General features: G+C 55.5%; 13 protein-coding genes. 6 read left to right on the top strand and 7 right to left on the bottom strand.

The window, feature by feature from the left end:
* The first annotated feature begins 196 nt into the window (after nt 1-196).
* Nucleotides 197-925: an adenylate/guanylate cyclase domain-containing protein gene (locus ACR1XY_RS17360; RefSeq protein ID WP_480594966.1), complete on the top strand. Its 729-nt coding sequence runs from the start codon at nt 197-199 to the stop codon at nt 923-925.
* Between the two features lie 132 nt (nt 926-1,057).
* Here ACR1XY_RS17360 and ACR1XY_RS17355 read toward each other — a convergent pair whose 3' ends face one another.
* A complete protein-coding gene (locus tag ACR1XY_RS17355; RefSeq protein ID WP_480594964.1) occupies nt 1,058-1,786 on the bottom strand; it encodes a DUF5765 domain-containing protein in 729 nt (242 codons plus the stop codon).
* A gap of 112 nt (nt 1,787-1,898) precedes the next feature.
* On the opposite strand from ACR1XY_RS17355, the gene ACR1XY_RS17350 reads away from it, so the two are divergent.
* Together ACR1XY_RS17350 and ACR1XY_RS17345 are read left to right on the top strand one after the other, a co-directional pair.
* Nucleotides 1,899-2,720, top strand: a complete 822-nt coding sequence (locus ACR1XY_RS17350) for a class I SAM-dependent methyltransferase (RefSeq protein WP_480594962.1) — start codon at nt 1,899-1,901, stop codon at nt 2,718-2,720.
* A gap of 269 nt (nt 2,721-2,989) precedes the next feature.
* Nucleotides 2,990-3,871 carry a fatty acid desaturase gene (locus ACR1XY_RS17345; RefSeq protein ID WP_480594960.1) on the top strand — a complete coding sequence of 294 codons (882 nt, stop codon included), beginning with the start codon at nt 2,990-2,992 and terminating at the stop codon, nt 3,869-3,871.
* Between the two features lie 290 nt (nt 3,872-4,161).
* Here the strand turns inward: ACR1XY_RS17345 and ACR1XY_RS17340 are convergent, their stop codons facing one another.
* The 5 genes from ACR1XY_RS17340 to ACR1XY_RS17320 form a co-directional block, all read right to left on the bottom strand.
* Nucleotides 4,162-4,419 carry a DUF6525 family protein gene (locus ACR1XY_RS17340; RefSeq protein WP_480594957.1) on the bottom strand — a complete coding sequence of 86 codons (258 nt, stop codon included), beginning with the start codon at nt 4,417-4,419 and terminating at the stop codon, nt 4,162-4,164.
* Nucleotides 4,419-5,054: a DUF1826 domain-containing protein gene (locus ACR1XY_RS17335; RefSeq protein ID WP_480594955.1), complete on the bottom strand. Its 636-nt coding sequence runs from the start codon at nt 5,052-5,054 to the stop codon at nt 4,419-4,421. The genes ACR1XY_RS17340 and ACR1XY_RS17335 overlap by 1 nt, the downstream gene beginning before the upstream one ends.
* Nucleotides 5,051-6,265 (bottom strand): GTP-binding protein, encoded by a 1,215-nt coding sequence (locus tag ACR1XY_RS17330; protein ID WP_480594953.1) that lies wholly within the window; start codon nt 6,263-6,265, stop codon nt 5,051-5,053. Before ACR1XY_RS17330 ends, ACR1XY_RS17335 begins: the two co-directional genes overlap by 4 nt.
* A gap of 3 nt (nt 6,266-6,268) precedes the next feature.
* Complete coding sequence (locus tag ACR1XY_RS17325; RefSeq protein WP_480594951.1) at nt 6,269-7,378, bottom strand: CobW family GTP-binding protein; 1,110 nt, start codon at nt 7,376-7,378, stop codon at nt 6,269-6,271.
* 228 nt (nt 7,379-7,606) lie between these two features.
* A complete protein-coding gene (locus tag ACR1XY_RS17320; RefSeq protein ID WP_480594948.1) occupies nt 7,607-8,698 on the bottom strand; it encodes a zinc ABC transporter substrate-binding protein in 1,092 nt (363 codons plus the stop codon).
* Between the two features lie 41 nt (nt 8,699-8,739).
* On the opposite strand from ACR1XY_RS17320, the gene ACR1XY_RS17315 reads away from it, so the two are divergent.
* The 3 genes from ACR1XY_RS17315 to ACR1XY_RS17305 are packed head-to-tail and all read left to right on the top strand — an operon-like array spanning nt 8,740 to nt 10,807.
* Nucleotides 8,740-9,267 carry a transcriptional repressor gene (locus ACR1XY_RS17315; protein WP_480594946.1) on the top strand — a complete coding sequence of 176 codons (528 nt, stop codon included), beginning with the start codon at nt 8,740-8,742 and terminating at the stop codon, nt 9,265-9,267.
* A gap of 2 nt (nt 9,268-9,269) precedes the next feature.
* Nucleotides 9,270-10,010, top strand: coding sequence for a metal ABC transporter ATP-binding protein (locus ACR1XY_RS17310; protein WP_480594943.1), 741 nt, complete (start codon nt 9,270-9,272; stop codon nt 10,008-10,010).
* A complete protein-coding gene (locus ACR1XY_RS17305) occupies nt 10,010-10,807 on the top strand; it encodes an iron chelate uptake ABC transporter family permease subunit (protein WP_480594941.1) in 798 nt (265 codons plus the stop codon). Before ACR1XY_RS17310 ends, ACR1XY_RS17305 begins: the two co-directional genes overlap by 1 nt.
* Nucleotides 10,808-10,914: 107 nt before the next feature.
* On the opposite strand, the gene ACR1XY_RS17300 is transcribed toward ACR1XY_RS17305, so the two are convergent.
* Entirely contained in the window at nt 10,915-11,895 is a 981-nt protein-coding gene (locus ACR1XY_RS17300; RefSeq protein ID WP_480594939.1) for a hypothetical protein, read from the bottom strand.
* Nucleotides 11,896-12,165 lie beyond the last annotated feature (270 nt).

Here is a 12,165-nt window from a genome sequence, read left to right as displayed (position 1 = left end):
TCGATACGCGATTTCACATGGATGGGTGTCGCGGCCCGCAGTGCTCTAACCTCTTTTTGGAATATGTATCCGGTGAGGCACAAGCCTAGCGTGCGCTAAACCAGCCGCTGTTAACACTTCATTAACATTTGCGTCGCGGCTTGTTGACAATATGCAAGTAGCCTGCGGTGCAAATACTTTATTTTGTGGTGCACAAATGCTGAACACTTCGTTTTCAATTATTGAGCCTGTTGACTACCCCGAGATGCCCGAGCCGTTAAGCCCCTGGAAGAACCTTGGTTCTTTGGGTGTCGTGGATATGAACCGAGACGATCAGTCGGTCGTAAAAAGATTTCCGACCCAGCCCGGCAAGACCCCGTCTGACCAAGGCAACCTGATCGACCAGACCTTTGAAGAAAACATCTCGCTTTGCTCTGGTGACAGTGAAAACGACAGTCTTCTGATCACGATCATGATGACAGACGTAGTGAACTCGACCGAAATTATCGCTCGCCTTGGTGATGCAAAATGGCGGGACATCATGGACTGCCTTGATGCGGCCGCGATCCGGACTGTTGCCCAGCACGATGGCTCGCTTATCAAACTGATGGGGGATGGGTTGCTGGCGGCATTCCCACGACCCAGCGCTGCGATTGCCTGTGCCCGGGCGTTTCAGGCTGCGGCAAGTAAATCCGGCCTCAAGATCCGCACCGGGATTCACGCTGGAGAATGCTTGCGAACAGTTAACGACGTGACGGGGATCGCGATTGCAATTACGGCCCGTGTCCTGAGCCTCACGCCGGGCGGGCATGTCTGGGTTTCCAGCACCGTACGTGATCTGGTTCTTGGGTCTGGTCTGGATTTCACCAAAATGGGGTCAAAGCCACTGAAGGGGCTGTCGGAAGAGTGGGTTCTTTATCAACTGGTTGAGGAAGACACGGCATAGCGCCGCGTCAGTTTGTGTTTTCGACTCTCAAAAGCTCAAGGGGGGTCTGAATGTTCGGCGAAGAACGCATTCAGGTCGCAAGCATGATGAGGGAAGAAATGGTGATGCGCGGGTGAACGGGTTGTTCGGTTTCTAGAGTGTTCTTTTATATCTACCGTTCACCCTGCGCAGCACATCCCATAACGGCCACGATTTCACGAACAGGAATTCCCGTAGCGGCGTGAAGACAATTATCATCACAATTCCAAGTGAGAACAGACACCAAATGGCGGGCATTTCCGTTGGGCTGGATGCTGTTGCCCAGGCTAGCGTCGGTCCGATCAACAGCTGAAAGCCTGCTATTTTCCACGCGCCCAACAGGGTCGGAAGTATGAACATCACGGTGAAGTAAACCGGGAAATTCAAATCATATTGCCGACCGAGTATCGTGGCAGGAAGACGTTCACCCAGGTCATTCAGCGGTAAATGCCAGCCGATATGCCAGCTTTCCTTCTTCACGCACAGATGGTCGCTGCACAAAAGCCGACCAGGTCTGCACGCGCCGGCCCATTCGAAGGGGTAGATTTGTATCAGCAGATACGCCCCGGTCAGTGCACCTATGCCCAGAACAACCGGCATGACTATCCGGCGTACGTCGCTGGGGATGAAATAAAGCGCCAGGATACAGGTAAACAATGGCTGAAACGCTATGTGCAAATAAGCCAGCAATGTTGCAACCTGGTTCTGGGGCAGGGCACATTGGCCTTCCACCGAATAGGAATACCCCTGTAGCACCTCGATCGCAGTAAAATACACCAGCGGAGTCCAGAGCAAAGCGCTGTCGCCCTGACGTATTGCTTTTACTGTGGCGACGACCCCCACGGCGGCGATCGTATATGAAGCTGGCCCACTCCAACACATTGTTCTATCAATTTCCGAAACTTACCATGTCGGGATCAGTATGCATTCGTTGAACCGCCGAGAAAGGCCTTTTTTGATCGACGAGGTTCTGGATGATTTCGCAAGGTTTGATTTTCCGCTGAAAGACATCTGGCTTAGCGCCGCGCGGTTTCATTTCCAAAACCTCGACCCTGAGATTTCGGCCCTGCCGCAGGGCGCGCGTGCGCTAGAAGTCGGTTGCGGTGCCGGAATACTGCTGACGTTATTGGCGCAAAGGCACCCAAATGTCAGCCTGGAAGGAATCGAACCTTTTGCCGAAGGGTTTGAGGCGATGGAAGGTGTGCTGCAACATGCCCAGGGGTTGGGGGCCAGGATATACCGCTCGACCTACGAGGATTATAACGCCTCACACGCGTATGATCTGGTCTATCTGGTCAATGTGCTGGAGCATCTTCCGGACTGGAGGCACTTTCTGGGTACATTGCCGCGACTTCTGAAGCCCAAAGGGCGATGCGTCGTGCTGTGTCCCAACTATGGGTTCCCCTACGAGCCGCATTTCAACATCCCCATTGTCGGCTCAAAGGTGACCACCGGGCGACTGTTCCGGCGGCGCATTGACTGGGTTGAAGATACCTATGGGGTACATGGTCTGTGGAACAGTCTGAACTTTGTCCGACTGTCCGAAATCAAGCGGTATCTGGCCGCGTCCCAGCTGAATTTGCGTGTGCGGCACGAGATAACGGACCGGATGATTGACCGGTTCAACACCGATCCTGTGTTTCAAAAACACATCGGAGTGTTCAACAGGGTTGGGCGCGCAGCTAAGGCACTTGGTCTAACGCAAGCGTTTCGCCTTGGGCCTTTTGAGAACATTCAACCTTACATGTTTCTGGAGTTTTCCCGCGTATCCCAGTGACATCAGGTCCTGTCCGCGCGATCATCGTACCAAGTCAGGTTGTGTTACCAGGCAATCGATAGGCGGCCCAACCCTTGCTAAGGTCAGGTTGTTGATGGCACAGTGCTTTCAAATTAGCAGATTTTGTCCAGCGACTAAGTATGAACTCGATCAAAGTTCCGCGCGAGTTTGCACGAGCAGACGATCGGTCGGCCTGCAAAGCTTTGGCGATCAGTGTGATTATCGTCGCGCTTGGGTTGGGTGTCCCCGCCGTCTTTGCTGGATCCTGGTTGGCACTGATTGGCGGCGCGCTTCTCTTCGGCGCAGGGATTCTGCGGCTTTACTCAATCCAGCATGATTGTGGGCATTACAGCTATTTCTCGGATCGAAAGCTGAACGACCTTCTCGGCAACGGTCTGTCTATTTTTTCGGGAATTGCGCACAGTGTTCTGAGGTACAATCACAATCTACACCACCTGCACCTTGGTGATCTGGAACACCGGGATGTCCACGAGGTTTTTGTAATGACACTGCGCGAATATGAGTCCGCGCCCGTTTCCAGAAAACTGTTCTATCGCATCTATAGGCATCCGATCACATTGTTCCTTCTGGGGCCACTGCTGATCTACTTTGTGCAGTATCGCTGGCCCAGAAATACGCTGAAAGTCAGTGTTCGGGATGTTTTGCTTCAGAATATCGCAATGTTTGGGTTCTGGTTTCTGGTGATCACGTTTCTGGGGTGGTGGGCGTTTTTTGCCCTGATCCTAGGGAGCGTCTTTGCGGGCAGCTTTGGGATTTTTGTCGTCTATGTTGGTCACAATTTCGAAGAAACCTATTGGCGGGATACAGGCGAAAAAAACGCTCAGGCCGCGGCGTTGAATGGCGCAAGTTCTCTCCGGATGGGAGTTCTTGTTGACTTTGTACTCTTGAATTTTGGGTTTCACGATCTGCATCACTACAATGCAAAGATCCCGTGTTATCACCTGAAGGAATGTAACGCAGCGATAGCCGAAGATTGGAATAGCGCGGCTATTGGAGTGAAAGACTCTGTGGAATGCCTGCGGTGGCGGCTATGGGATGAAGATGCGAACAGAATGATACCGTTTCCGCAGTCTTTCCGACACGACATCCGCTTTGGATTGGTCAATTCAAAGGAGTCACGTGAGAGGTAATTTCAGCAAATTTGTTTGGCGCCCATCAATTCCAGGGTGCTAGTCATTTGCAACGACACATTGGGCAAAAAGCTCCTGCAGGCATCGACGATCCGTGCCCCTGTGGTGGCAATGATAATGGCCGCATACCTGCCGGTATTGATAAATGTATCACCCGGGCAAGGCCAAGATCACTTTGGCGCGGTAGGAAACCGCAGGATTCATCAAGCACATACTGACCATCGCCGCACCATTTGCCCGATCCGCCTGAGGGTAAACTGGCGACAGGCCCCATACTCATCCGGTGGTGATCACATGACCGCAGTTGTTACCGTGTCTTTCGCTAACTGCATAGACTCAAGGCGTCTCAACTCCTCCAGCGCGTGTCTTTGGTCACCCGTCCGAGCCAGCGCATTGTTGTAGGCCCGAAGAACTGAGCGTGGACGCCAGGGCAGGGCGGCTTGCGCCACCCACGCGCGTAAAACTGGGGGAAGGCGGTCGAATTCGCGCATCGGGTCCTCTCGGCGGCGCCGTTTCCTGAGGTTTGTCTGACCAAGATTGCGGCCCATCATTCGGCCTCGTCGATGTCAAAAATTGGATCCAGCACAAGAATAAGACGCGTTTCACTCGTACCCGCGATCGGTGGTGAGCGATGCACCAGACCAACGGGTGGATCCTGCGGCCAGAGAGTGCCGCGCATGATCATCGGCGCGCCGGTCGGGACACTGAAAACCCGCATTGGGTCTGCACCATCTGTCAAAATTCCGTATTGTGTGCCGGTGCCACGATAGGGGCAGATCAGGCGGGCATAGATTGCGTCAATGTGGAACTTCCGGCAGGCGTTGGTGGTGATCGCGTCCAGACGCACGCGCAAAAAAGGCGCGCGCATCATCTTGGCAAAACAGGCAGCCAAATCGGAGATATCGTTTTCGAACCAGCTGCGTTCAGCCGTGTCTTCCAAACCCGCAATGTCGCACAGATGTTGCACGGCAATTGATATTGCCTCCGGACGCAGGATGAGCCGTGCGCTGGGAAGTTGTGATGGGCCGAGCGCGTCGATCCATACCTGAAACTCGGTATCAGGCTGACGCCGCCAGATTGTCGCGGCGCATCTCGGCATTTCGATTTCTGCCAATCCCTCAGGGGTGTCTGCAACACCGACACCCACCGTCACATCTTTCAATTCTGTTCGGACAAAGTTCACGCGGCATCCTCCACCCGGCGCCAGAGAGGGAACGGGTCGGGCAGATCCATTGGAAGGGCGTCCGGTCCGGGTGCATCGTTCTTGGACAGCAAACAGGAATCGAGCCGGGACTTCAGCACCGGCCAGTTGATACCCGCGCCGATGAAGACGATCTCTTGCCGCCGGTCGCCCCATGGCTGGCTCCAATGCTGTTTGATGTAGTTCAGCACCGATGGGTGGTCGGGCCACCGGCTATCCGGCACGGACGCCCACCAGGTGCCGATCGGTTGAACGCTCGAAAGGGCGCCCGCGAGGGAGAACTCAGCCACCCATTCAGGCCGCGTCGCAATCCAGAAATGGCCCTTTGCACGGATCACACCGGGCAATTCGCCGTTGAGCATGGCCAGAATTTTCTCGGGCTCAAACGGCTGTCGTGCGCGGTAGACAAAGGACGAAACACCGTATTCCTCGGTTTCTGGAACATGGTCGTCGAAACCGTAGAGCTCTTTGGCCCACATTGGGTGCTGATGAGCCGCTTCGAAATCGAACAAGCCGGTGTCCAGAATGGCGTCGCTGTCGACGTCGGAATGGTTTGTTTCCAAGATAACGGCGTCCGCGTTCAGGCTGCGGATAATCTTGCGCGCGGCATCGGTTCGTTCCGCCCCGGCATCGTCAATCTTGTTGAGAATGACCACGTCTGCAAATTCGATCTGATCCGTCAGTAGGTGCACCAGAGTGCGCTCATCGCCTTCGCCCATTGTTTCGCCTCGGTCATGCAGGAAATCATGGCTGGAGAAGTCCTTGAGCAGGTTCACGGCATCAACGACCGTAACCATGGTGTCAAGGCGGGCGACATCCGAGAGGCTGTTGCCATCCTCGTCCCGGAAATCAAAGGTTGCAGCAACGGGCAGGGGTTCCGAGATGCCCGTGGACTCGATCAGCAGGTAGTCGAACCGGCCTTCAGCCGCCAGCCGACGTACTTCATTCAGCAGGTCATCGCGCAGGGTGCAGCAGATGCAGCCGTTCGACATCTCGACCAGCGTTTCATCGGTGCGGCTCAGCACGGTTTCGGCGCGCACCAGGTCAGCGTCGATATTCACTTCGGACATGTCGTTGACAATCACGGCAACGCGCCGGCCTTCGCGGTTGTTCAGCACACGGTTCAGCAGCGTGGTTTTTCCGGCCCCGAGGAAGCCGGACAGGACGGTGACGGGAAGACGGGTATCAGTCATGGCTCAGAAGTTTTCCTGCGTTGCGGTGTTGGATTGATGGGCGCGCAACATGTCGAGGCTGCGCTGCAGTTCGGGATGGCTGAGATCACGGGCAATGACCACAATGCGCGAGCGGCGGTCATCCCCGATCCAGTTGTTCAGCGGAATGGGCGGGTCGAAGATGTTCTGCACGCCGTGAAACACGAATGGCACCTCGATGCCTTCTAGGAAGACAATGCCTTTCACGCGCAGAATGTCAGGGCCTTTCAGCGCAATCAGGGTGTCCAGCCAGTAGTCAAAAACAGTGTCCTTGATTGGCGCATCCAGAATGATCGACGCGGAACTGATCCGGATATCATGAGGCGTCGGTGCAAACGCCACCGGCTTGGGCTTGGACAGCCCGGACAGGTTAGCAAATGAGTCTGCCTTGGGGTCGGCGTTCGGCGTCGTCCACAGGATTGCGTCTTCCTGAGCTACACCCTTGCGCAAGCCGCTCAGCCCCCATAGTTTTTTTGGATCGAATTGCCCAGCGATAGGGCACTCAACCCGGGCAGTGGGGTTGAGCGTATTCAATCGCTTGGAAAAGGTATCCGCCGCCGTCTTGGAAACAAGATCGGTTTTGCTGAGCAGGATCAGATCGGCCATCGCGACCTGTGAGACCGCTTCGAACTGCGCATCCAGAGTCTCGGGTCCATTGGCTGCATCGACGACGGTCACCAAGCCATCCATGCGGGTTGTGCGCCCCAGTTCGGGTTCAATCAATAGCGTCTGCAGGATGGGGCCGGGGTCAGCAAGACCCGTCGTTTCGATTACAATTCGTTCAAACTGAAGTAGCCCGTCGTCCCGCCGATCGATTAAATCTGCGATGGTTCCGGCCAGATCCCCCCGAATGGAACAGCACAGACAGCCGGATTGCATCAGGATGACCTCATCCTCAGTGGTTTCGATCAAATCATGGTCCAGCCCGGCCTCGCCGAATTCATTCACAATGACCGCGATTTTCTCGGAAGATGACTCTGATAGTACCGCGTTCAAGAGCGTTGTTTTCCCGGCACCCAGAAAGCCTGTCAGAACAGTGACGGGTAGCCGTCTGTCTTTCGTAAGGTCTACGTCTTGTGCGTCCTGGGAAATCACCATTCTCTCCTATTTTCGGAATGTGATATCATAACAAAATGGAAAAACAACACAAGCTGTCCAATGCACGATCACAACGCAGGCTAAAACATGCTGGTAGAGACGAAACCTAAAGCGCCTTGGGAAATGATGCAGGGGCGCGGTCGGTTGGAGTATGGCATACGGTTCGTCGCGTGCAGTAGGAGGTGGTTGGCCCGGCCGAAATCCCAACTTCAGCCGGGATGCGGTTTAGAGGCACTCGGCCAGTGTATTGGCCATATTGCGGATAACTTGCGGATAGAGTTCCGCACCGGGCTCAAGATCAGAACCAAGTGGGTCCATTACCCCGGTGTTGGCTTCGGTGCCAGACAGAACGGTTGCAACGATCCCGGGGTTGAACTGAGGTTCGGTCATGACGCAGTCGATACCCTCTTTGCGGATACGGTCCTGAATTTCGGCGATACGCGCCGGGCTTGGGTCGGATGCGTCGCTGAGGGAAATCGCGCCCGAGGCCGGGAAGTTGAATGCATCCTCAAAATACTGGTAGGCGTCATGGAACACGATGAAGCTGCCGCCACGGACCGGCTCCAGGGTTTCGACCACTTCGGCAGACAGTGCCGCCATTTCTTCGCGTGCAGCCGCGGCATTTGCAAAATATGCACTCGCGTTGTCCGGATCAGCAGCCGATAGTTGCGCCGCAATTACGTTCAGCCAGGTTTCGGCGTTTGCCGGAGATAACCAGGCATGGGGGTCATGGTTGCCATGTGCGTGATCGTTGTGATCATCGTGGTCGGCATGATCTGCGTGATCATGGTCCTCGTGGTCATGATCGTCGTGCTTGGCGTGATCATTGTGATCATGCTCGTCTTCATGCGCGTGCTCGTCATCATGATCGTCGTCGTTGTGATCATGTTCATCTTCGTGCGCATGCTCACCGTCTTCGGCATGCTTGTCGCCGTGGTCGGCATGATCATGTGCCTCGAACAAGACGTTTTCGCGGAAATCCAGTCGAACTGTTCCGTCCGAGGCAAGCAACGATGTGACTGTGGCGCCATCAGCGAGAGTCCCGATTGCGTCTTCCAGCCAAGGTGTCAGGTCTTCACCGACCCAGAACACCAGGTCTGCCTCTTGCAGTGCGGCGGCTTCCGATGGGCGCAGGTTGTATTCGTGGGGCGACGCACCCGGCTGGATGATCAGGTCAGGTGTTCCAACACCATCCATGACACGGGTCACCAGCGAATGGAGTGGCGCGATATCGACTGCCACGTTCGGAACATCCGCCATGGCCGTGCCACCCACAAGTGCAGCCGAGATCGATACTGGGAGAAGCTTTCTGGACATCAGACCCTCTGTGTGATTTTATAACGTTACGAGCCGCATACATGATATGGAATAACATGACAAGTGACGCGCAACCCCTGCCAGTCGACAAGACGGCCCCGGTCGGGTTCCAGGAACATGATCACGAGCATTGCGTTGAGACCGCGCTGGCCACGGCGGAAGCCCACTGCAAACAGGAAGGGCTTCGTCTGACCCCGGTGCGACGCAAGGTTCTGGAGATGTTGCTGCAAGAGCATAGGGCGCTTGGGGCCTATTCCATCCTTGACCGATTGCGCGACGCAGGATTTGGATCTCAGCCTCCGGTGGCTTACCGGGCCCTCGACTTTCTTGTTCAAAACGGGTTTGTGCACAAGATCGAGCGTTTGAACGCGTTTGTCGCCTGCTCAAATCCTGGCGCAGCCCATTCTCCGGCCTTCATGATCTGCAGAAAATGCGATGCCGTGGCCGAGGCTCAGTCGACCCCGGCCAAGGGCGTCTTGGGTGCGGCAGCGCGTGCAGCGGGTTTCGAGATTGAACGAACGGTTGTAGAAGCTGAGGGACTCTGCCCAGACTGCACCGAAAAGGCGTAGAAATGACCCTTATTACGGTTGAGAACCTCAGCGTGCGCTATGGCGCAAACACCGTTCTACACCACGTGGACTTGGCAATTGAACCTGGAGAGATCGTAACCATTGTCGGACCAAATGGCTCGGGCAAGACCAGCCTTTTGCGCGCTATCATTGGTGCAACCAAGCCATCCGTGGGGAACGTTTCCCGCAAGCCCGGTCTGAAGATCGGATATGTCCCGCAAAAATTACATATTGATCCGACACTGCCGATTTCTGTTGAACGTTTCATGGGTCTGACCCACCGTGTTTCAGGCAAAAGCTGCGCCGAGGCGCTTGAAACGGCTGGGGTGCCTGATCTTTTGCAGCGCCAGATGTCACAATTATCCGGCGGGCAGTTTCAGAGGGTTTTGCTGGCCCGTGCTCTGATCAATCGGCCGGATATCCTGCTTTTGGACGAAGCGACCCAAGGGCTCGACCAGCCGGGTTCAGCTGCGTTTTATCGCCAGATCGAAGATGTACGGCGCGAAACCGGCTGTGCCATTCTAATGATCAGCCACGAATTGCATGTGGTCATGAGTGCCTCGGATCGGGTGATATGTCTGAACGGACACGTGTGCTGCGAAGGATCGCCCGCCGTTGTCGCCTCGGCCCCGGAATACCGCGCGCTGTTCGGAACCGGTACCGGCGGTGCGCTGGCCCTTTATCGGCATGATCATGACCACGATCACGACAACTGTGACCACTCTCAGGAAGCTGCGGAATAATGCTTGATGATTTTATGACTCGCGCGACACTTGCGGGTGTTGGCGTTGCCCTTGCCGCGGCCCCCCTTGGGTGTTTCGTCGTCTGGCGCCGGATGGCGTATTTCGGAGACGCAACAGCCCACGCAGCAATCCTTGGTGTCGCCCTTTCGCTGACCTTTCAATTGTCGGTCTTCACCGGGGCACTGGCTGTTGCATTGGTCATGGCACTAACCGTCACCCTGTTGGCCGGTCGTGGCTATGCGATGGACACGCTATTGGGGGTCTTAGCCCATTCCGCACTGGCTTTTGGCCTTGTGGCGGTTTCGTTCCTGTCGGGCGTTCGCATTGACCTGATGGCATATCTCTTCGGCGATATTCTTGCGGTTTCTCGCTCTGACCTTGTGGTGATCTGGGGAGGTGCTGCGCTTGTCGTAGCGCTGATTGCGTGGCGGTGGTCTCAACTGCTGACCGCGACATTGAACGAAGAACTGGCCTATGCCAGCGGCTTTGACCCCAAGCGCGAGCAGTTGATCCTGACGCTTTCTCTGGCTGTAACTGTGGCCGTGGCGATCAAGGTGGTGGGAGTATTGCTGATCGCGGCGATGTTGATCATACCGGCTGCTGCGGCGCGCAGCCTTGCAAAGTCCCCGGAAACCATGGCTTTGATTGCCGCCGTCATCGGTGCGTTTTCCGCTGTTGCGGGGCTGAGGGCTGCTTATGTGTTCGATACACCTGCGGGCCCGTCTATAGTCTGCGTCGCCGCGATCTTGTTTGGTTGCTTAAGTCTGGTTGGTTGGCAGACACGGCGCCAAACTTAAGCCGCTTGGGCAGAAGGTTCTGGGTGTATGGCAACCCGTTACACTTGTCCGGTTGCTGATGCCAGTTTCAGTCCCGACAAGCCGTCGGTGAAGTTTGAGGTGCGAATTCACTCTCGTGGCGCGAGCTTGGTTTGGATAACGAACCGCGTTATCGGATCGGTGTCTTCCTGTTCCAATAACGCTTTGAATTGATCGTCCAATCGCGTCTCACCCCAGTCACGCGAAGCAATCACGATATCCAGCGCCAACTCGCTTTGGTCTTTCAATACTCGCGAGAAAATCTGGATGATCTGCTCTTGGAGCATTGGTGACGCGGTGCCGCCATCCGCCAAAGCACGAACAAGAGCGCGCCGATATTCCAGATTCCGGTTCCCGGTACCAAGCGCATCGTCGGCGGCGTTTACCGCCTTCGACCCATCCACTTCTATCCCCGCCAGTGTCCATTCGTACAAATAGCTGCTGCCTGTGCGCAAGGCGCGGGGGTAACGTGACCGAACAATCGCGACAGCCTGGGCATCGTCTGTTTGCAAGCCCAAAAGGCGAATGGAAACTGGGACAAAACCGACTCGATTGATATCGCGCAACTCTTGCAGCAGTTGATCTTTGGGAACCTTTATTCGCAACGATCGAACAAGCTCATACGGAGCGCGATCGATTTCAATCAACGCGGTATCCCGCAATACCCTGTCTTCGTGAGAGACATACGTGGCAAAAAAATCGATACGTTCGGCAGTGCCGACATTGTCCGGCTGCCAGCCCTTTTCTGCGGAGACCAGCGCTTTCAGAAACCGTGTTCTCTCCGGTGTAATCATGAAGATTCGGCGCCATTTTCGGGACAGGCTGCGCCCCGCATCATCTTTGTCCGTGGCGCCATATGTCAAAAGAACAGCTTTTTGCGGGTCGGCCCGAAAGGCGGCCCGTGTTGCGCTGTCGATCAGAAAGGGAATCTCGGGCAACATTGCGAGGTCCTGTGCCGTTCCTTTAAGCAATTCTTTTGGAACAAACATAAACGGGTTGTCCGCTCCTGGTCCGGCCAACACGATGGCATCAGCAGAAAGCAAGTGATCAGCAAGGGATGCTTCGGGCATCGTTATGCACACCGAACACGCGTCAGCCGGTCGGGTCGCAACAACATTTACGGCCAAGGCCCCAATGACCAGAAGGAGTATTCTTGCAAAGCGCATCAATCCATCCCGGTAGAAATGTCGAATATCATCAATCCCGCAGATCGGGTTTACGATCGGATACGGGCCATGTCTGACTGGGTCAGCAGGAGGATCGCAGATCTATGTCCTTTTTCATATCCCTAATGCATCAGGTCCAGCACAGCGTCGGTGATCTGGTGGACACATCGTTTC

The sequence above is a fragment of the Ruegeria sp. AD11(2025) genome, assembly GCF_056542405.1.
The sequence above is the reverse complement of the archived record's forward strand: the minus strand, read 5'-3'. Positions and strand labels throughout refer to the sequence as shown.

Bases quoted from the DNA above. Each gene is read 5' to 3' on its own strand.
- ACR1XY_RS17320 (WP_480594948.1), bottom strand. From the start codon at position 8,698: ATGTCCAGAAAGCTTCTCCCAGTATCGATCTCGGCTGCACTTGTGGGT.
- ACR1XY_RS17360 (WP_480594966.1), top strand. From the start codon at position 197: ATGCTGAACACTTCGTTTTCAATTATTGAGCCTGTTGACTACCCCGAG.
- ACR1XY_RS17340 (WP_480594957.1), bottom strand. From the start codon at position 4,419: ATGGGCCGCAATCTTGGTCAGACAAACCTCAGGAAACGGCGCCGCCGA.
- ACR1XY_RS17305 (WP_480594941.1), top strand. From the start codon at position 10,010: ATGCTTGATGATTTTATGACTCGCGCGACACTTGCGGGTGTTGGCGTT.
- ACR1XY_RS17315 (WP_480594946.1), top strand. From the start codon at position 8,740: ATGATATGGAATAACATGACAAGTGACGCGCAACCCCTGCCAGTCGAC.
- ACR1XY_RS17300 (WP_480594939.1), bottom strand. From the start codon at position 11,895: ATGCCCGAAGCATCCCTTGCTGATCACTTGCTTTCTGCTGATGCCATC.
- ACR1XY_RS17310 (WP_480594943.1), top strand. From the start codon at position 9,270: ATGACCCTTATTACGGTTGAGAACCTCAGCGTGCGCTATGGCGCAAAC.
- ACR1XY_RS17330 (WP_480594953.1), bottom strand. From the start codon at position 6,265: ATGACTGATACCCGTCTTCCCGTCACCGTCCTGTCCGGCTTCCTCGGG.